This window comes from Enterococcus sp. DIV0358 (assembly GCF_051713465.1).
GTDB lineage: Bacteria > Bacillota > Bacilli > Lactobacillales > Enterococcaceae > Enterococcus > Enterococcus faecalis.
This window is the reverse complement of the sequence record NZ_JBIOPX010000001.1, coordinates 2,544,434-2,563,109: the sequence shown is the minus strand read 5'-3', so window position 1 is coordinate 2,563,109 and position 18,676 is coordinate 2,544,434. Positions and strand designations below refer to the sequence as shown.

General features: G+C 39.0%; 18 protein-coding genes and 1 other annotated feature. Of the genes, 15 read left to right on the top strand and 3 right to left on the bottom strand.

The window, feature by feature from the left end; all coding sequences use genetic code 11:
• Positions 1 to 23 precede the first annotated feature (23 nt).
• The 4 genes from IGK70_RS12400 (at position 24) to IGK70_RS12385 (ending at position 3,346) form a co-directional block, all read left to right on the top strand.
• Complete coding sequence (locus IGK70_RS12400) at positions 24 to 851, top strand: Cof-type HAD-IIB family hydrolase (protein WP_002359053.1); 828 nt, start codon at positions 24 to 26, stop codon at positions 849 to 851.
• 2 nt (positions 852 to 853) lie between these two features.
• Positions 854 to 2,182, top strand: a complete 1,329-nt coding sequence (gene ftsY, locus IGK70_RS12395) for a signal recognition particle-docking protein FtsY (RefSeq protein ID WP_104855899.1) — start codon at positions 854 to 856, stop codon at positions 2,180 to 2,182.
• A 160-nt stretch (positions 2,183 to 2,342) separates the two neighbouring features.
• The gene (locus IGK70_RS12390; RefSeq protein ID WP_002381091.1) at positions 2,343 to 2,828 is read left to right on the top strand and encodes a cupin domain-containing protein; all 486 of its coding nucleotides are present in this window, start codon (positions 2,343 to 2,345) and stop codon (positions 2,826 to 2,828) included.
• 119 nt (positions 2,829 to 2,947) lie between these two features.
• The gene (locus IGK70_RS12385) at positions 2,948 to 3,346 is read left to right on the top strand and encodes a VOC family protein (protein ID WP_002354951.1); all 399 of its coding nucleotides are present in this window, start codon (positions 2,948 to 2,950) and stop codon (positions 3,344 to 3,346) included.
• Positions 3,347 to 3,396: 50 nt separating this feature from the next.
• Here IGK70_RS12385 and IGK70_RS12380 read toward each other — a convergent pair whose 3' ends face one another.
• The gene (locus IGK70_RS12380; RefSeq protein ID WP_002368434.1) at positions 3,397 to 4,293 is read right to left on the bottom strand and encodes a YitT family protein; all 897 of its coding nucleotides are present in this window, start codon (positions 4,291 to 4,293) and stop codon (positions 3,397 to 3,399) included.
• Positions 4,294 to 5,091: 798 nt separating this feature from the next.
• Entirely contained in the window at positions 5,092 to 5,592 is a 501-nt protein-coding gene (locus tag IGK70_RS12375) for a cysteine hydrolase family protein (protein ID WP_104855898.1), read from the bottom strand.
• 170 nt (positions 5,593 to 5,762) lie between these two features.
• Between IGK70_RS12375 and gshAB the strand changes: the two genes are divergently transcribed.
• The gene (gene gshAB, locus IGK70_RS12370) at positions 5,763 to 8,033 is read left to right on the top strand and encodes a bifunctional glutamate--cysteine ligase/glutathione synthetase (RefSeq protein WP_104855897.1); all 2,271 of its coding nucleotides are present in this window, start codon (positions 5,763 to 5,765) and stop codon (positions 8,031 to 8,033) included.
• 666 nt (positions 8,034 to 8,699) lie between these two features.
• Here gshAB and IGK70_RS12365 read toward each other — a convergent pair.
• Positions 8,700 to 9,152: a YueI family protein gene (locus IGK70_RS12365; protein ID WP_010710887.1), complete on the bottom strand. Its 453-nt coding sequence runs from the start codon at positions 9,150 to 9,152 to the stop codon at positions 8,700 to 8,702.
• 184 nt (positions 9,153 to 9,336) lie between these two features.
• Between IGK70_RS12365 and IGK70_RS12360 the strand changes: the two genes are divergently transcribed.
• From IGK70_RS12360 to IGK70_RS12315, 10 genes are all read left to right on the top strand, one after another.
• On the top strand, positions 9,337 to 10,284 hold the full coding sequence (locus tag IGK70_RS12360) for an ABC transporter permease (protein WP_002354960.1): 948 nt from the start codon (positions 9,337 to 9,339) through the stop codon (positions 10,282 to 10,284).
• Positions 10,281 to 11,246 (top strand): iron chelate uptake ABC transporter family permease subunit, encoded by a 966-nt coding sequence (locus tag IGK70_RS12355; RefSeq protein ID WP_002371665.1) that lies wholly within the window; start codon positions 10,281 to 10,283, stop codon positions 11,244 to 11,246. Before IGK70_RS12360 ends, IGK70_RS12355 begins: the two co-directional genes overlap by 4 nt.
• A complete protein-coding gene (locus tag IGK70_RS12350) occupies positions 11,243 to 11,998 on the top strand; it encodes an iron ABC transporter ATP-binding protein (protein ID WP_002415456.1) in 756 nt (251 codons plus the stop codon). The genes IGK70_RS12355 and IGK70_RS12350 overlap by 4 nt, the downstream gene beginning before the upstream one ends.
• Before the next feature lie 38 nt (positions 11,999 to 12,036).
• The gene (locus tag IGK70_RS12345; protein ID WP_002370087.1) at positions 12,037 to 12,990 is read left to right on the top strand and encodes a siderophore ABC transporter substrate-binding protein; all 954 of its coding nucleotides are present in this window, start codon (positions 12,037 to 12,039) and stop codon (positions 12,988 to 12,990) included.
• Positions 12,991 to 13,137: 147 nt separating this feature from the next.
• Positions 13,138 to 13,383 (top strand) — a binding site (T-box leader).
• A 49-nt stretch (positions 13,384 to 13,432) separates the two neighbouring features.
• Positions 13,433 to 15,076, top strand: coding sequence for a peptide ABC transporter substrate-binding protein (locus tag IGK70_RS12340; RefSeq protein WP_002359061.1), 1,644 nt, complete (start codon positions 13,433 to 13,435; stop codon positions 15,074 to 15,076).
• Between the two features lie 21 nt (positions 15,077 to 15,097).
• Positions 15,098 to 16,318, top strand: coding sequence for a peptidase T (gene pepT, locus IGK70_RS12335; RefSeq protein WP_002354968.1), 1,221 nt, complete (start codon positions 15,098 to 15,100; stop codon positions 16,316 to 16,318).
• 85 nt (positions 16,319 to 16,403) lie between these two features.
• Complete coding sequence (locus tag IGK70_RS12330) at positions 16,404 to 16,961, top strand: GNAT family N-acetyltransferase (RefSeq protein WP_002398904.1); 558 nt, start codon at positions 16,404 to 16,406, stop codon at positions 16,959 to 16,961.
• A gap of 34 nt (positions 16,962 to 16,995) precedes the next feature.
• On the top strand, positions 16,996 to 17,607 hold the full coding sequence (locus tag IGK70_RS12325; RefSeq protein WP_104855896.1) for a YktB family protein: 612 nt from the start codon (positions 16,996 to 16,998) through the stop codon (positions 17,605 to 17,607).
• A gap of 356 nt (positions 17,608 to 17,963) precedes the next feature.
• Entirely contained in the window at positions 17,964 to 18,341 is a 378-nt protein-coding gene (locus IGK70_RS12320) for an LPXTG cell wall anchor domain-containing protein (RefSeq protein ID WP_002381098.1), read from the top strand.
• Complete coding sequence (locus IGK70_RS12315) at positions 18,322 to 18,636, top strand: hypothetical protein (protein WP_104855768.1); 315 nt, start codon at positions 18,322 to 18,324, stop codon at positions 18,634 to 18,636. Before IGK70_RS12320 ends, IGK70_RS12315 begins: the two co-directional genes overlap by 20 nt.
• The last annotated feature ends 40 nt before the right edge of the window (positions 18,637 to 18,676 follow it).

Sequence of the window (18,676 nt, the reverse complement as noted above, 5' to 3'; positions counted from 1 at the left end):
CAGAAGCAAGGAGGAGCGAACGTTTGATAAAATTAGTTGCTATTGATTTAGATGGAACATTATTAAATAGCCAAAAAGAGATTTCTTTACGAAATAAACAAGCACTGATGGCTGCGAAACAAGCAGGCGTGAAAGTTGTTATCTGCACAGGTCGACCTTTGGCAGCTATTGGTCCTTACTTAGAAGAATTAGGTTTACAAGATGAAGGCGATTATAGCATTACTTTTAACGGCGGGTTGGTTCAAAAAAATGATACAGGGGCCATTATTGAGAAAACATTGATGCCCTTGGAAGCGATTCATGAGCTGTACCAATTAGCAACCACACTCAACATGCCGTTTGATGTCTTATCTGATGAGGTCGTGATGCAACTGCCTTCTGCACCTAATTATCCTTCAATTTATAGTTCTCTAAACAAATTATTAACCTTTGAGTCCTACAAATTAGAAGAGTTAACCCCGAATCGAATTTATAACAAAGTTGTTGTTGCGATTGATGAAGCGTATTTAAATGAACGCATCAAGGAAATTCCGGCCTCTTTTTATGAGCGTTTTGAAATTATTAAAACGCGAAATAACTTATTAGAATTTATGCCAAAAGGGATTACGAAAGCCTATGGTATTTCCTTGTTAGCCAAAGATTTAGGAATCCGTGCAGAAGAAATCATGACCTTAGGGGACGAAGAAAATGATTTACCGATGATTGAATACGCTGGCTTAGGTGTCGCCATGGCAAATGCGATTCCATTAGTTAAAGAAGCCGCAGATGTCGTTACAGACACGAATGACCAAGATGGCGTTGCCAAAGCGGTCGAAAAATATATTTTAACGCCGTTGGAAGGAGGCCAATAAGAATGGGATTTTTTGATAAAATTAAAAAAGCTTTTTCCGCTGAAAAAAAGGAAGAAGAAAAACAAGAGATCGTTGAAGAAACAGTAGACGAAACACCAAGTGATGAATCAGCGCCTGCTGAATCAAAAGAAACCGCAGCAGAAGAGGCGCAAACAACGCCAGAAACGGCAGCAGAAGAAGTTGCAGAAACAGCCGATTTAACAGATAACGCTGAAATGGAAAAATTAGCTGGCGTAGAAGAAGCGTTAGAAGAAGAGCCAGAAGAAATCCTGACAGAGGAAACACAAGAAGTTGTTGTGGAAGCGCCTGAGGAAGAAAGTAGTGTCGTGACTCCGTTGGCAGAACCAACAGACACGCAGGTTTCAGAAGAAATTGAAGAGTCGAAAGAAGAGCAAGTCCAAGAAAAATATGAAAAAGGCTTGGAAAAAACGCGTAAAACATTTGGTCAACGGTTGAACGAATTGTTTGCTAATTTCCGGAGCGTTGATGAAGATTTCTTTGAAGAATTAGAAGAAACGTTAATTGGTGCAGACGTAGGCTTTGATACATCCTTAAAAATTACAGAAGCCTTGCGACAAGAAGTGAAACTGCGAAATGTGAAAAAACCAGCTCAAGTTCAAAATACCATCATTGAAAAAATGGTTGATTTGTATGAAGAAGCAGGAATTAATGAAAATAATGCGATTAACTTACAGCCAAATGGCTTAACCGTGATTTTATTTGTTGGTGTTAATGGAGTTGGTAAAACAACCAGCATTGGTAAATTAGCCCATCAATACAAGTTGGAAGGAAAGAAAGTTTTAATGGCCGCTGCCGATACGTTCCGAGCGGGTGCCATTGATCAATTAGTTGTTTGGGGCGAACGGGCTGGCGTTGAAGTTGTACGTGGGAATGCTGGCGGCGATCCAGCAGCGGTCGTTTTCGATGCAGTGGAACGTGCCAAAGCAGAACAGGCTGATGTTTTGCTAGTGGATACAGCAGGTCGTTTACAAAATAAAGTCAACTTAATGAAGGAATTAGAAAAAATCAAACGAGTCATCCAACGAGAAATTCCAGATGCGCCTCACGAAGTACTCTTAGTCGTGGACGCAACTACTGGCCAAAACGCGATGATGCAAGCCAAACAGTTCAAAGAAACAACCGATGTCACTGGCTTAGTTTTAACCAAACTAGACGGAACAGCCAAAGGTGGTATTGTCATTGCTATTCGGAATGAATTACACTTGCCAGTGAAATTAGTTGGTCTAGGTGAAGGCATTAACGATTTAGAACCATTCAATGCCAACGATTTCGCAATGGGCTTATTTAAAGGCTTATTAAAAGATGTTTAGTTGTAGAAAATAAACAGGTTTGGGAAGAACGTGGGACAGGAGTATTTAGCTTCAAGAATGAAGAAGCTACTCCTGTCCCGCCGTTTATTTTAGGATTGGGACGGATGTTCTAAGTTCTTCCTAAATTGTTTCTGAAAAAAATGAAGGAGTGAGGGAGAAGATGACAGAACAAATGTGGATTGAGAAGTTAGGATTAGAAGCGCATCCTGAGGGCGGTTATTTTAAACAAACCAATAAAAGTGAACAATTGATTCCGACCAAACGAGGCGAACGGGCGTTGCATACAGCGATTTTATTTCTATTAAATACAGAAAGTCCGTCACATTTTCATCGTTTAAAAGCGGATGAATTATGGTTTTTTCACGATGGTCAGCCGTTAACCGTTCACTGTATTTTTCCTGATGGAACATATCAAGCTGTTCAGTTAGGGAAAGACTTAGTTCAAGGGCAACAGCTTTCGTTCTCAGTTCCTGCCGGCACAATCTTTGGCTCTACAGTAGCGACAGGATTTGCGTTAGTCAGTTGTGTGGTTACACCAGGCTTTGAGTTTGAAGACTTCGAGTTATTTACTCAAGCGGAATTGTTAAACGATTATCCACAACATAGTGAAATCATTCAGCACTTGGCTTATCGAGAATTACCTTAAGAAAACGTTTTAGTAACATTTCTTTTATGAATATGCTAGTATAAATCAAACAAGCTTGTTGATTTTGTCGCAACGCACACTTAGCTGTCGTAGATGATTAAAAGAAAGGGATGAATCACATGGGCACAATGGTTTTTGTTAACTTCCCAGTAGCGGATGTCCAACGTTCTACAGCATTTTATGAAAAACTTGGATTCAAAAAGAACGAGGAATTTTCAACAGAGGAAGCTAGTTCGATGATGTGGGATGATCAATTTTGGATTATGTTGTTGAACCATGATTTTTATGGAAAATTTATCCAAGAAAAGCAAATTATTGATGCGCAAACAACCAGTGGAGCATTAATTTCCTTTAGTTTAGAGAGTGCCGAAGCCGTAAAACAGTTTGGCGAAACCGCCAAAGCTAACGGAGGCAACTGTTACCGAGTTGATATGGGAATACCGGAAGAGCAAATGTATGGCTTAGAAGTGCAAGATTTGGATGGCAATAGCTTAGAACCTGTCTGGATGAAGATGTAAAAAGAGCCGCAAAATCTCTACAGATTTTGCGGCTCTTTTCCTACAAAAAACTATTGTAAATTATTGGCATTAGTTGCTTCAACACCATAAGAATCAGCTACTTTTTTCAAGCTAAATCCTTTCCCGTAGACTTCACTTGCACTCATTGAAATCAAAAAGGCTTCTTCATCAATATCAAGAATAGCTTCTTTTAAACGGGGAAAATCTTTTTCACGAATGACGGTCATTAAGAGCATGCCTTTCGCGCTTCGATAACCGCCTTCGATTGGCACCAAGGTCACACCTTTATCTAGTTCACGTAATAAGCGTTCTTGAATAGCGACATATTTTGGTGAAATAATCATCACATTCTTCGAGCGAACCAGACCAACTTGAATCATGTCAACGACACGACCAATTGTAAATAAACAAATTAAAGAGAATAACACAATATCTGCATTAAAAGCATACATTGCTGATAAAATGACTAAACCATCGACGAATAAAATAGCAATACCTAAGGAAACTTTGAAGTATTTATTGACAATTTGTGAAATGATTGCTGTGCCACCAGTTGAAGCATTGCCACGGAAAACCAAGCCTAGGCCAGCACCTGTAATAATACCGCCAAATAATGCTGCAAGAAAAATATTATGTGTTAAAACAGGCATCCCCGAAGTAATTCCTACAAAAAATGGATAAATAAGACTGCCATAAATGGTTTTGACACCGACCTCTTTCCCAAGAAGTAAGAAACAAAGCACTAAAAGAGGAATATTGATGGCGTAAAGAACAATGGCGGGACTAATCCCGAAAACATAATTAATAACAATACTAATGCCATTGGCTCCGCCTGCGACAAGTTTATTTGGCAATAAGACCGCATTGATTGAAATGGCCAAAATGAATGCACCGACTGTTACATAGGCGGTGTCTTTTAAACGTTGGGCTGTAAAAAATTTGTTCATAAAATACCTCCAATTATTTATTAGTTTAGTGAATGATGACATAAAAAAAGACAGAACATGAGAGACAAGCCTAATCGACTTATGTCCCATACTCTAAATCTTCAACTAATCAACTGAACACTTTTTCCTTATACTAACATGAAATACGACAAGAAAACATAGTGAACAAACAATTTTTTGAAAAAGAGGTCGGGACAGAACCGTTTAGCTCCGAGAACCAAGTAGGTACTGTTCAACATCTATTTGCTTTGCAAATAGTGTTTCTCAGCAATAAGAAGGAATTTCCGAAAATTGTCATAAAACACAACGAGGAACGAGTTGATGTTGCATGATACACTACACTCCGTTTCGTTCGCATCAATTTCTACGCATGGAACATGCTAGAATTGAAGGACCCGGTGCTCTTTAATTTTTGGAGACCAAGTAGGTATTGTTCATCATCGAATCACTACGTTCTTCGTGATTCTCAACACTTGGAAGGATTAAGATGCGCCGAACACTTGTGTGAGAAAGTCAATTTCGACTTATTGTTTTCTCGCCAAAGGCTCGTCACAGTTTTATCCTTGTAAGTTCCGAAGGACCTTCACCAAGTAGGTACGATGATTTCATCTGTTCATGCTTCACAGTGAAACATCGCAACTCTTAGAGCTGTAGCTCTTTTGAAGGCTGTACTGTGACGAGACGCATGTCGAGAAAACACCTTAGAAGTTGTTGTGATCGAAGCAACGCGTAGTGTTGGTTCTGTTCCCGCCGTTTATCAGGTTTTGAGCCCGGAACAAAAATCCAAAGTGATTTTTGTCACAGGCTCAAAAAAGTCAAAAAGCGGCCAGCCCAAATAGCTTCATGATGTTGGATAATTTGTGCCGCGGTTAAATGTCCATTATCCAAGGTGGAAGTGGTTTTCGGTGTCATCAAACACGCATAGCCTAAACCATGAGCCATCCGAATTGTAGTGTCTACACAAAACTCGGTTTGGACACCAGCGATTTCTAACGTTTGAATGTCTTGTTCCGTCAATAAATCATTTAAACTTGTTTGGTAAAAGGCATTCGCATGTGTTTTGCGGATGAAAAAATCTGTGGGCTGTGCATCCAGCTTTTCAAAAAGTTGCCAAGAATCTGAGCCAAAAGGTAATTCGGTTTCTTCATGTTGAACAAAAATAATGGGCGCATGGTGTTGGCGGTAGACAGCAATACGCTGATTGACTTTATCCAACACTGCTGGCAGACGGTACAATTGCTGCGTCGGACTTTCGATGCCTTTTTGAAAGTCAATTAAAAGTAATGCACGATTTTTCATGAGCAATCCCCACTTTCTATAAACTAGTTGTTTTCAGTATAACGGAAAAAGGCGCTCTCTAAAAGTGTCTCGAAAATTCCCGAGTGAACGTTCAAAAAAACAGCATATTTACTCGTTTTCCTATATAATAGTAAGAGAAACAGATAGTTTGTAGAAAGAAAGGCGACAAGATGAATTATAGAGAATTAATACAAAAGAAAAATGTTCGTCCTTACGTATTGATGGCTCGTTTTGGTTTAGAAAAAGAAAACCAACGTAGTACACGAGAAGGGCTTTTAGCGACAACTGATCATCCAACGGTTTTTGGTAACCGTTCTTATCATCCATATATTCAAACAGATTTTAGTGAAACACAATTAGAACTAATCACGCCTGTAGCAAATAGCGGCACAGAAATGCTTCGTTTTTTAGATGCCATTCACGATGTGGCTCGTCGTTCGATTCCAGAAGATGAAATGCTGTGGCCGTTAAGCATGCCGCCACAATTACCAACAAAAGATGAAGAGATTAAAATTGCTAAATTAGATCAATATGATGCGGTGTTATATCGTCGTTATTTGGCAAAAGAGTATGGCAAACGAAAACAAATGGTCAGCGGAATTCACTTTAATTTTGAATATGACCAAGCCCTGATTCAGCAATTATATGATGAACAATCCGAAGTGACAGATTGCAAACAATTTAAAACGAAAGTGTACATGAAAGTTGCCCGTAACTTTTTACGTTATCGCTGGTTAATTACGTATCTTTTTGGGGCTTCACCAGTTAGTGAAGACGGCTACTTTAGAGTCTATGACGACCAACCGCAAGAACCCATTCGCAGTATTCGGAATAGTACGTATGGCTACAGAAATCATGACAATGTGAAAGTATCTTATGCCTCATTGGAACGCTATTTAGAAGATATTCATCGCATGGTGGAAAATGGTTTACTTTCTGAAGAAAAAGAATTTTATGCGCCTGTGCGCTTACGTGGTGGGAAACAAATGTCTGATCTGCCTAAAACAGGCATTCGCTATATCGAGTTGCGTAATTTAGACTTAAATCCTTTTTCACGTTTAGGCATTGTGGAAGATACCGTGGATTTCTTACATTATTTTATGTTGTATTTATTGTGGACAGATGAAAAAGAAGAAGCGGATGAATGGGTAAAAACTGGCGATATTTTTAATGAACAAGTGGCTCTTGGTCATCCTCATGAAACGATTAAGTTAATTGCAGAAGGCGATCGGATTTTTTCAGAAATGATTGATATGTTAGATGCTCTAGGCATTCGTAAAGGCAAAGAAGTTGTCGGTAAGTATTATCAACAACTGCGGAATCCACAAGACACCGTTTCTGGCAAAATGTGGACGATTATTCAAGAAAACTCCAACAGTGAACTGGGAAATATTTTTGGAAACCAATATCAAAGTATGGCCTTTGAACGCCCTTATCAATTAGCTGGTTTCCGTGAGATGGAATTATCCACACAAATTTTCTTGTTTGATGCGATTCAAAAAGGTTTGGAAATCGAAATTTTAGATGAACAAGAGCAATTTTTGAAACTGCAACATGGCGAGCACATTGAATACGTCAAAAATGCCAACATGACTAGCAAAGATAACTACGTGGTACCATTGATTATGGAAAACAAAACCGTGACAAAGAAAATTTTGTCTGCAGCAGGGTTCCATGTGCCTGGCGGTGAAGAATTTTCATCTTTTATTGAGGCACAAGAAGCACATTTGCGCTATGCCAATAAAGCGTTTGTCGTGAAACCAAAATCAACGAATTACGGTTTAGGAATTACCATTTTTAAAGAAGGCGCTTCGTTGGAAGACTTTACGGAAGCGTTACGGATTGCTTTTAAAGAGGACACAGCAGTTTTAATTGAAGAATTTTTACCTGGAACAGAATATCGGTTCTTTGTGTTAGATAATGATGTAAAAGCCATCATGTTGCGCGTGCCAGCCAATGTTACGGGAGATGGCAAACACACTGTAGAAGAATTGGTGGCCGCTAAAAATAGTGATCCATTGCGGGGGACCAATCACCGTGCACCACTAGAATTAATCCAGTTAAATGATTTAGAAAAACTAATGTTGAAAGAACAAGGTTTAACTATCTATTCTGTGCCAGAAAAAGAGCAAATCGTGTACTTGCGAGAAAATTCTAATGTTAGCACGGGCGGGGATTCGATTGATATGACCGATGTCATTGATGATAGTTATAAACAAATCGCCATTGAGGCCGTAGCTGCTTTAGGAGCCAAAATTTGTGGCATTGATTTAATCATTCCTGACAAAGACGTAAAAGGCACACGTGATAGCTTAACGTACGGGATTATCGAAGCGAACTTTAATCCAGCCATGCACATGCATGTGTATCCTTACGCTGGAAAAGGACGCCGTTTAACAATGGACGTTTTAAAACTTTTATACCCAGAAGTGGTTCAATAAAAAAAAGAATACCGCCAAAAAATTCATAATAGATTTTTTTGCGGTATTCTTTATAAAAACGTTTTCTTGGTGCACCCAATAGGTTATACTAAAACTATTACCAATGAAAGTTGTATGACGGTGGCTCTGAGTTAGAGAGGCAGGTGATGCCTATGTGTATCCGATGCACTTTAACGAAAGGAGCATTTTTTTGTCAATCGAAGCGACATTGGAATTGATGATTAGTTTTGCTCTGAGGCTAAGGCGAAAGCGTTTAGCTCCGAGAACCAAGTAGGTATTATTCATCATCGAATCACTACGTTCTTCGTGATTCTCAACAATTTCGGCTTATTTCCGAAGGACCTTCAACTCTTAGAGCTTTAGCTCTTAGAAGTTGTTGAGATCGAAGCAACGCGTAGTGTTGCTTTTGTTCAGCTGATTAGCGTTTGTTGCGTTACTGATTTTCGGTATCCTTGAAGCAACGAAAAACGATAAAAAATAACCGTTCATAAGCTTAGACGGCTGAACGGTTAAACAGTAATAAAAACTTAACTCAGTAAGCCACCAGTTCTTATAACTGGTGTTGGTATAAAAGGAGAGGTATGTACCCGCATACCTCTCTTTTTCATCTTTATAATAGCATAATTCTATTATAAATGGAAGCGCTCATAACTTTCCTTGAGCTTTTTATGATTGAAATAGTTTTTGCCAAAAGCCTTTTTTAGCTGTTGGCTCTTCTTTTGGCGTTTCTGTTGCTTGAGGATATTTTTCTGTAACGTCAATCACAGGTTCATCGACTGCATGTTTTTCAGCTAACAGTAAGCCGAGAGAGTCAGGGTTGTTCTCCACAAAATTGTTAACAATCTTAAAGTTTGCGCCATGCTGATTTAATAATTTAATATAGGTACTTTGCAGGTCAGAAGAGATTTCGCCATTTAAAAGTACTGTAACTTCAGGATGCTTCGCTAATTCTTCTAATAAATGTTTTTGGTTCTGTGCATCTTTCATTTCAGCGACGGTCATGGAGAGACGGCAGCGTTCACGAAATGTGCCCATGTATTTGTGTTGTTCTTCAGGATTAACGAGGGGCGTACCGTACATTCCTTTATCCAGACGTTGTTGTAAGTCATCATTCGCCATTCAGTAACACTCCTTTCCTAACGTTTCCCTCCATTATAGCATATCTTAGATAAGTCGTTGGTCAGTCGGCTTGAGAAGAAGTTTTTAATAAAGGAAAAAAAGTGGTTGCATTTGTGATGATTTTCTCATACACTGTAATTAAGAATGAGAATCATTCTCAATTAAATAAAAATGGAGTTTTCTCATGAAAAAGATTGGTTTGTTTGTTCTACTATTACTTTTCAGCTTATTGTCATTAGTGATAGGGGTGAAGGACATTGCACTTTCTCAGTTGTTTCAATTAGATGCGCAGCAACAATTTGTTTTATTTACCACCCGTGTTCCCCGCACGTTGAGTTTAATCATTGCTGGTAGTACGATGAGTATTTCTGGATTGATTATGCAGCAACTCACACAAAATAAATTTGTCGCTCCTAGTGTCGCTGGAACAACCGATAGTGCAAGGTTGGGTATTTTAGTCGCAATGTTATTTTTCCCAACAGCTCCGTTTCTCTATCGAACGGCAATTGCTTTTATTTTTGCGCTAAGCGGGACCTTGTTATTCTTAGCGCTCATTCGATTATTACCAAGTAAGAATCAAGTGATGGTCCCTTTGGTGGGCGTGATGTTTGGTAACATTCTAGGTTCAATTGCCACATTTTTTGCCTATCAATACCAATTGGTTCAAAATATGTCTGCTTGGTTACAAGGAAATTTTTCCACAGTTATGAAAGGGAATTATGAATGGTTATTCTTAATGATTCCTTTGTGGTTTGTTATTTATTTATTTGCTTATCATTTCACTGTCGTTGGTATGGGTGAAGCATTTGCAAATAGTCTTGGCGTCCATTACCAGCGAATTCAGTTTTTAGGTTTGACGCTGGTTGCTTTAGCAAGTGCCATCGTTTTATTGATGGTGGGGAATATTCCGTTTTTAGGGGTTGTGATTCCCAATCTCGTGTCTTTACGTTATGGCGATCATATGAAAAATACCTTGTGGTTAACTGGGATTTGCGGGAGTTTGTTCTTGTTAATCTGTGATATTTTAGCACGAGTATTGATTGCCCCCTATGAAATTCCTGTCAGCGTGGTTGTCGGAACATTAGGGAGCATTTTGTTCATTTTATTATTACTAAGGGGGCGCAAACAATGAAACGGCCTTTAAAAAAATGGCTTTCATTACTTTTGCTTTTAGCTGCCGTAGTAATTGTGAGCCTTTGTTATTTAACTTATAACACGTATGGCAATTGGTCCTTTGCTTTGGCGTTACGAGGCAAAAAGTTATTGGCTTTTATTTTTGTTGGAATCGCTGCGGCTTTTTCAACTATTAGTTTTCAAACAGTCACGCAAAATCATTTCCTAACGCCAAACATTTTAGGGATGGATTCTTTGTATGTCTTTGTGCAGACGGTGTTATTTTTTCTTTTAGGAGGCGCACAAGCGTTAGGCCAAGTAAGTCTTGGGTCGTTTTTGATGAACGTCTTTTTAATGGTGTTTTTAAGTACTAGTTTATCGTATTTTCTATTACGCAAAAATCAATCCGATTTATTTTTATTATTGATGATTGGCATGATTTTAGGTACTTTTTTCAGTAGTATTAGTACGTTTTTACAAGTGATTATGGATCCTAACGAATACGACTTACTCCAAGGAAAGTTGTTTGCCAGTTTTGGTAACGTCAATAGTCAGTATCTCGTTTTCGTTGGTGTGGCGGTACTCATGATTTGTGGGATACTTTGGCGGGAAAGTTACCGTTTAGACGTTTTACATTTAGGGAACCATCAAGCACAGAATTTAGGGATTGCTGTGAATCAGTTTCAATTAGTGTTGTTGTGTTTGATCAGTAGTCTGGTCGGCTTATCAACAGCATTAGTGGGACCGATTACATTTTTAGGTTTTATCGTGGCCAATATGAGTTATCAATTCATGAAAACCTATCGCCACCGAGAACTGTTTGTGGCAGGGAGTTTAATAGCAGTCTTTTTACTGGTGTTCGGCCAATTGATGGTTGAACAGGTCTTTCATTTGAATACCCCGCTAAGTGTGGTGATTCAATTTGTTGGGGGCGTTTATTTTATATGGAAAATTATTGCAGAAAGGAAGCAACGCACATGATCCAGATGAGTGATGTATCAAAAAAATATGGCGATAAATTTGTCGTTTCAGACATTGATTTACCTATTTCTGAAGGCAAATTAACGGCCTTTATTGGACCAAATGGCGCTGGGAAAAGCACGCTGCTAGCCATGATGAGTCGCTTAACTCCCAAAGATACCGGGGAAATTTATCTGGACAAGCAAGAAGTAAAAACCTGGAAGCAGTCAGCTCTTTCACAAAAAATTGCCCTTTTAAAACAAGCCAACGGTGTACAACTTAAATTAACTGTGCGAGAACTGGTCAATTTTGGTCGTTTTCCTTATTCCAAAGGTCGCTTAAAAAGCGCTGATCATGAAAAAGTAACAGACGCGTTGGAACAATTGGGCTTAACTGAAATGGCGGAAGAATACATTGATACCCTTTCTGGGGGTCAATTACAACGGGCGTATATTGCCATGATTTTAGCCCAAGATACCGATTATATTTTATTGGATGAGCCCTTAAATAACCTCGACATGAATTATGCGGTTCAAATGATGCAGATTCTTAAACGCTTAGTGGATGAACTAGGAAAAACGATTCTGATTGTTCTACATGATATTAATTTTGCCGCAAGCTATGCAGATGAAATTGTCGCCATGAAAGGCGGAAAGCTCTATGCGCATGGCGCAACAGAAGAAGTTATTCAAACAAGTATTTTAAATGATCTTTATGAAATGAATATCCGGATTTGTGAAATTGAAGGAAAACGCTTTTGTCTTTATCACTAAATCGGGCAATTTAAAAATAACGTTTTTGGAGGAAAAGAATGAAAAAGAAATTTTTAGCAATGATGGCAGTTTCAATGATGGGACTGTTAATGTTAAGTGCTTGTCAAACAAATAAAAAAACAGCAGATTCTGCAACAACAGAAACAACAGCTAAAACGGAAGTCACAGTCAAAGACACCAATGGTCAATTAACCGTTCCCAAAAATCCTAAGAAAGTCGTTGTTTTTGATAATGGTTCCTTGGATACAATGGATGCACTAGGTGTCGGTGACCGCGTGGTAGGTGCGCCAACTAAAAATATCCCTGCGTATTTGAAAAAATACCAAAAAGTTGAATCAGCAGGCGGCATTAAAGAACCAGATTTAGAAAAAATCAATCAACTAAAACCAGACTTAATTATTATTTCTGGTCGTCAACAAGATTATCAAGAACAATTAAAAGCCATTGCGCCAACCATTTACTTAGCTGTAGATGCCAAAAATCCTTGGGCATCAACGAAACAAAATATCGAAACATTAGGCACTATTTTTGATAAAGAAGAGGTAGCTAAAGAAAAAATAACTGGCTTAGAAAAAGAAATTGCTGACGTGAAAAAACAAGCAGAAGCTAGCGCGAATAATGCGCTTGTTGTGTTAGTTAACGAAGGACAACTTTCCGCTTACGGAAAAGGCTCTCGTTTCGGTTTAATTCATGATACATTTGGCTTCAAAGCAGCAGACGATAAGATTGAAGCTTCCACTCATGGGCAAAGTGTTTCTTACGAATATGTTTTAGAAAAAAATCCTGGGATTCTCTTTGTGGTAGATCGCACCAAAGCAATTGGTGGCGACGATTCAAAAGATAACGTCGCTGCAAACGAATTGATTCAAAAAACCGATGCTGGTAAAAATGATAAAGTCATTATGCTTCAACCAGATGTTTGGTATCTAAGCGGTGGTGGATTAGAATCAATGCATTTGATGATAGAAGACGTTAAAAAAGGATTAGAGTAAAATTGTTTTAGAAAAGAGGAATTGAAACCTCTTTTCTTTTTTTAATGAAAAACAAAAAAGTTTTAAATTAAAAATGTGGTTGACGACCTCGAAAATGTTTGCTAAACTATCCGTAAATCAGTATGATTGATGAAACAAATAAAAGAACAAAATGTGATGAGAAGGAAAGTACTTTTTAAAATAGCTTGCAGAGAGCCTCGTTTGGTGAGAAGAGGTAGTGACGTTAAAGGGGAAAATGGCCTTTGAACAGGTTGGTTGAAGCCGTTCGCTTAAACCAATTCAGGTGCGCCTGTTATAGCGCTACAGTATGATTGTACTGGAAACGAGCGGATCTTTTTTAGCGAAGAGATCAACAAAGGTGGTACCGCGATTGCATAAGCATTCGTCCTTTTTAGGACGAATGCTTTTTTTATTTGTTTAAAAAATATGAGGGGGCAACAACATGAAATTGGGGAAAAAAGTAGTAGGTTTGATTGCAACAGGGTTTCTTTTAGCCGCATGTGGCGGAACCAAAGAAGCGGCAGAGAAAGTAGATTCGGGAAATTTAGCAGCTGAACAAAAAATCAGTATTAGTTCACCTGCACCAATCTCAACATTGGATACAACACAAACAACAGATAAAAATACCTTTACAATGGCACAACATTTATTTGAAGGCCTTTATCGGTTTGATGATGATAGTGCCACGGTGCCAGCTCTAGCTAAAGATGTCAAGATTAGTGACGATGGGCGCAAGTACCACTTTACCTTGCGGGAGGGGATTAAGTGGAGCAACGGCGAGCCAATTACGGCCCAAGATTTTGTTTATTCTTGGAAAAAACTGGTGACACCAGCGACGATTGGACCGAATGCCTATTTACTAGACAGTGTTAAAAATAGTTTTGAAATACGCAACGGTGAAAAGTCAGTCGATGAATTAGGGATTTCAGCCCCTAATGACAAAGAATTCATTGTTGAATTAAAACAGGCCCAACCTTCCTTCTTAGCAGTCGTTTCGATTGCTTGGTTAGCGCCACAAAATCAAAAATTTGTCGAAGCGCAAGGCAAAGATTACGCCTTGGATAGTGAACATTTACTTTATAGCGGGCCATTTACGCTAGCCAATTGGGATGCGACTTCAGATACTTGGACATTGAAAAAAAATCCAGAATACTATGATGCGGATCAAGTGAAACTGGAAGAAGTTGCGGTTAGTACAATCAAAGAAGATAATACTGGGATTAACTTATATCAAGCGAATGAACTAGACTTAGTTCGCATTAACGGACAATATGTTCAACAATATCAAGATGATCCAGGCTATGTCAGTCATCCAGATGTGGCCAACTACTTCTTAGATTTCAACAAAAAAGAAGGAACGCCATTAGCGAATGTTCATTTACGAAAAGCGATTGGCCAAGCAATTGATAAAGAAGCCTTAACACAAAGTGTCTTAAACGATGGGTCAAAACCCCTCAACGGATTGATTCCAAGTAAACTTTATGCGAATCCAGAAACAGATGAAGATTTCCGAGCATACAGTGGCGAATATTTGAAAAATGACGTCAAAAAAGCCCAAGCTGAATGGACGAAAGCCCAAGCGGATGTCGGTAAAAAAGTGAAACTTTCCTTGCTGGCGGCAGATACAGATCAAGGAAAACGAATTGCTGAATATGTTCAAAGTCAGTTGCAAGAAAATCTGCCAGGTTTAGAAATTACCATTTCATCGCAACCAAGTAATAATGTGAACCAATCGCGACGTGAAAAAAATTATGAGTTGTCTCTTTCAGGATGGATTGCCGGCAGTAGTGAATTAGACTCTTACTTTAACTTATATGCGGGAGAATCAAGTTACAATTATGGCAATTATCATAATGCCAAATACGACCAACTGGTAGAAGATGCGCGAACGATTAATGCCAATAATCCAGAGAAACAATTTGCAGAATACAAAGAAGCGGAAGACATCTTGTTGAACCAAGATGCTGCCCAAGTACCGCTGTATCAAAGTGCCTCAAATTATCTAATCAATCCTAAATTGAAAGGCATTAGTTATCACTTGTATGGGGATTATTTCCACTTGCGCAATGCCTATTTAACAGAATGATTCAGGAAGAAGGAGTAAAAAATGGAAAAATTAGTCGAACGATTTTTAACTTACGTGAAAGTTAACACCCGTTCAGATGCCAACAGTCAAACCACACCGACGACGGTCGGTCAAGTGGTTTTAGCCAAAATGATTGAAACAGAACTTCATGAATTAGGTTTGGCCGATGTGCATTATAACGAACAAAACGGCTTTTTAACGGCACGGTTGCCTGGTAACCAACCTGCAGCGAAGAGTATTGGGTTGATTGCACATCTGGATACGGCGGATTTTTCAGCAGAAAATATTCGTCCCCAAGTCATCACTAATTATGATGGCCAAGATGTCCTCTTGAATCAAGAACAAGGCATCGTTTTATCGGTTGCTGAATTTCCCAATTTAAAAGAGTATCAAGGGGAAACGTTGATTACTACAGACGGAACCACACTTTTAGGAGCAGATGACAAAGCGGGAATTGTCGAGATTTTAGCTGCTGTTGAGTATTTTTTGGCACATCCAGAAGTAGCGCGGGGCGATGTTTGGCTCGCCTTCGGTCCAGATGAAGAAATTGGACGCGGGGCCGATCAATTTGATGCGCCGAACTTCCCAGTCGCTTTTGCGTATACAATCGACAGTGGCCGCGTGGGGCATTTCGAGTATGAAACGTTTAACGCTGCTCAAGCTGTGATAACAATTGAGGGAACCAGTGTCCATCCGGGAACGGCCTATGGTTCGTTAGTAAATGCCATTAAATTAGGCGAACAACTTGATCAATCACTACCGCAAAAGGAAGTGCCAGAACAAACACGTGGAAATGAAGGATTTTATTTACTCAATAAATTTACAGGAAGTATTGAAAAAGCAGAACTTGTCTATATCATTCGGGATCATGATCAAGAAAACTTTCAAGCGAGAAAGCAATTTTTGGAAAAACAAGTCCAACGTTTAAATGCGCTGGCGGATAAACCCAGACTAACAATTACTTTCCAAGACCAATACTATAATATGAAGGAAATCATCGAAAAAGATTGGACTCCTGTAGAATTGGCCGTCCAAGCAATGGAAAGTTGTGACATTGAACCAATCATCACACCATTTCGTGGCGGGACAGATGGTTCTAAGATTTCTTTCATGGGCATTCCCACGCCTAATCTATTTACAGGTGGCGAGAATTTTCATGGGCAATATGAATTCATTACCGTTGAATCAATGGCCAAAGCTGTTCAGACGATCATTGCCATCATTCGCTTAAACGCTAATTAAAGAAACACGCAAGGGAAATGCCGATTTTCCTTGCGTGTTTCGCTGTTTTTCGGTAAAGTATGTAGAAAAGTAGGGAGTTTTGCTCATGAATTATCCATTGATTTTTGCAGAAAACCAACGAATCGAAACCGAACGCTTGATTTTAAGGCCCGTCACATTAGCCGATGCAGAGGATATGTACGAATATGCTTCAGATGAGGAAACGGTCCGCTATGTGTTTTTGAAAAATCAAACAATCGCTGAAACAAGACAAAACATTGCTAAATTTTTTATGGGGGAACCTTTAGGAAAATATGGGATTGAAGTGAAAGAAACGGGCAAAATGATTGGCACGATTGATTTGCGGGTCAATGAAACCAATAATATTGGAGAATTAGGCTATGTCTTGAACCGTGCCTTTTGGGGCAATGGCTACATGCCTGAAGCCGCGACGGCGTTAGTTGAACTGGGTTTTGCAAAAATGAAACTCATGAGAATCTTTGCTTTACATGATCAAGACAATCCAGCTTCTGGTCGTGTCATGGAGAAAATTGGTTTTACCTACGAAGGAACACTACCCAGTGCTCGAATTAGTAAAGGGAAAATTGTCACAGATGTTTATCGTGGGATGACACTGGAAACATGGCAAAATCGACAAAAATAGAAGCGGAAGACAAGTTAAGAGAGGAATTAGAGAAATGTTGATGTTTACAGAAAAAGAATTCGCAGCCTTTGAAGTTGCTGGATTAGATGAACGAATGGCGGTTATCCGTGCGCAAATTCAACCTATTTTTAAAGAATTAGGCACGTATTTTGCCGAACAACTAGCGCCTGAACTAGGAACGGCGTTGTTTGTCCATATTGCGCAACATCGCCGTCGCACCGTGTATCCGCCAGAAAATACTTGGTCAGCACTTAGTCCGAATAAGCGCGGTTATAAAATGCAGCCGCATTTTCAATTAGGCATTTGGGGCGACTATGTGTTTATGTGGTTGTCATTCATTGATAATCCTAAAAATGAAAAGCAGATTGCGCAAGCCTTTTTAGAGAATCAGCAATTATTCCAAGCATTACCAGAAGATACGTATGTTTCCTTGGATCACACGGTTCCTCAAATTACTCCGCTGATGGAAACGGATTTAGAAAAAGCCTTAACTCGTTTTAGAGATGTAAAAAAAGGTGAGTTTGAAATTGGGCGCATCATTCCCAAAGATAGTGTCTTGTGGCAAACCCCTGAAAAAGCACGAGCTTATATGTTGGAAACCTATCAACAACTCCTGCCATTGTATCAATTAGCTGTTGCCCAATAAGAGAAACAGACAGTTATTTTGTGTTTTAGTGTTATTTTATCGAATTATCCAATCGTCAAAAATGAGAAAAGCTCACAATGTTAGTTTTAATTACTAACATTGTGAGCTTTTCTGTAGTTTGGCCAGTGAAAACTTAAGAAGTTGAAGATGTTTTTCAAGATATAAGTGTATTTTAAGCTTTTTTTTACGTAATCCCTTTAAATAACAATGAAACAAAACTTGGTATATCGCTAACTTTCATAATTTTTATATTGAAAGTGTAAAATTTGTTAATTTCTCATGGGGGTTTCTTTGCTATTATGGAAGTATGTAAAAAAGGTTGTTACACATGATGAGTATTAAAAGGAGGTTTTAAAATGAAAAAAAAGCGTTATTTAATGATTGCGTGCCTACTATTTTTCCCTAGTTTTTTTATAAATGTTGAAGCGTCTGATGGTGGTTCTAGTTCGGTGGGGGTGGAATTTTACAAAAAGGCACCCTCGCAAGTAGCTCCGAAAGAGCCCTCACCGAAAACAGACGCGCCAAGTTCGAGTCCCAAGGGGAAAGTGCAGGGGCAGGCTGGCACTAATCAAGCAGGAGTGGCAAGTGGTCAAGGTGCCACCACTGGCGATAAACAGCTACCGCGCACAGGGAGCAAGAGTCAGGCAAATCTTAGCATTCTTGGCTTAGCCTTAATTGGCTTGGTGGGAATCGTACATAGAAAGAAGGGGCAGCATGAAACAGATCAAATTTAAACAATTAGCAACATTTGGCTTATGTTGTTCATTATTAGTTAATTCATTAACAGGGGTCACAGCTGTTGCGGAGACCATGACGATTGAAAGTAGTCCGACGGCAGAGTCTACGAAAGAAAGTACAGAGAAAAATACTAAGGAAAGTACAAGAGAAACAGAATTACAGACAAATAAAACAGAAGAAGAGACTTCAAAAGTAGAAGTCACCAAGGAAGAAACTACTTCAGAAAAACAAGAGACCACGGAAACGGTTGAAGAAGGAAACTCAAAGGCTACGGAAGAGTTTAACGACTGAGGGAGTCTGTTACAACCAAAGCAAATTTCTCCTAAAGCAG

Excerpts from the sequence above, each read along its gene's own strand:
- ftsY (WP_104855899.1), top strand. The coding sequence starts at position 854 with ATGGGATTTTTTGATAAAATTAAAAAAGCTTTTTCCGCTGAAAAAAAG.
- IGK70_RS12390 (WP_002381091.1), top strand. The coding sequence starts at position 2,343 with ATGACAGAACAAATGTGGATTGAGAAGTTAGGATTAGAAGCGCATCCT.
- IGK70_RS12385 (WP_002354951.1), top strand. The coding sequence starts at position 2,948 with ATGGGCACAATGGTTTTTGTTAACTTCCCAGTAGCGGATGTCCAACGT.
- IGK70_RS12380 (WP_002368434.1), bottom strand. The coding sequence starts at position 4,293 with ATGAACAAATTTTTTACAGCCCAACGTTTAAAAGACACCGCCTATGTA.
- IGK70_RS12375 (WP_104855898.1), bottom strand. The coding sequence starts at position 5,592 with ATGAAAAATCGTGCATTACTTTTAATTGACTTTCAAAAAGGCATCGAA.
- gshAB (WP_104855897.1), top strand. The coding sequence starts at position 5,763 with ATGAATTATAGAGAATTAATACAAAAGAAAAATGTTCGTCCTTACGTA.
- IGK70_RS12365 (WP_010710887.1), bottom strand. The coding sequence starts at position 9,152 with ATGGCGAATGATGACTTACAACAACGTCTGGATAAAGGAATGTACGGT.
- IGK70_RS12360 (WP_002354960.1), top strand. The coding sequence starts at position 9,337 with ATGAAAAAGATTGGTTTGTTTGTTCTACTATTACTTTTCAGCTTATTG.
- IGK70_RS12355 (WP_002371665.1), top strand. The coding sequence starts at position 10,281 with ATGAAACGGCCTTTAAAAAAATGGCTTTCATTACTTTTGCTTTTAGCT.
- IGK70_RS12350 (WP_002415456.1), top strand. The coding sequence starts at position 11,243 with ATGATCCAGATGAGTGATGTATCAAAAAAATATGGCGATAAATTTGTC.
- IGK70_RS12345 (WP_002370087.1), top strand. The coding sequence starts at position 12,037 with ATGAAAAAGAAATTTTTAGCAATGATGGCAGTTTCAATGATGGGACTG.
- IGK70_RS12340 (WP_002359061.1), top strand. The coding sequence starts at position 13,433 with ATGAAATTGGGGAAAAAAGTAGTAGGTTTGATTGCAACAGGGTTTCTT.
- pepT (WP_002354968.1), top strand. The coding sequence starts at position 15,098 with ATGGAAAAATTAGTCGAACGATTTTTAACTTACGTGAAAGTTAACACC.
- IGK70_RS12330 (WP_002398904.1), top strand. The coding sequence starts at position 16,404 with ATGAATTATCCATTGATTTTTGCAGAAAACCAACGAATCGAAACCGAA.
- IGK70_RS12325 (WP_104855896.1), top strand. The coding sequence starts at position 16,996 with ATGTTGATGTTTACAGAAAAAGAATTCGCAGCCTTTGAAGTTGCTGGA.
- IGK70_RS12320 (WP_002381098.1), top strand. The coding sequence starts at position 17,964 with ATGAAAAAAAAGCGTTATTTAATGATTGCGTGCCTACTATTTTTCCCT.
- IGK70_RS12315 (WP_104855768.1), top strand. The coding sequence starts at position 18,322 with ATGAAACAGATCAAATTTAAACAATTAGCAACATTTGGCTTATGTTGT.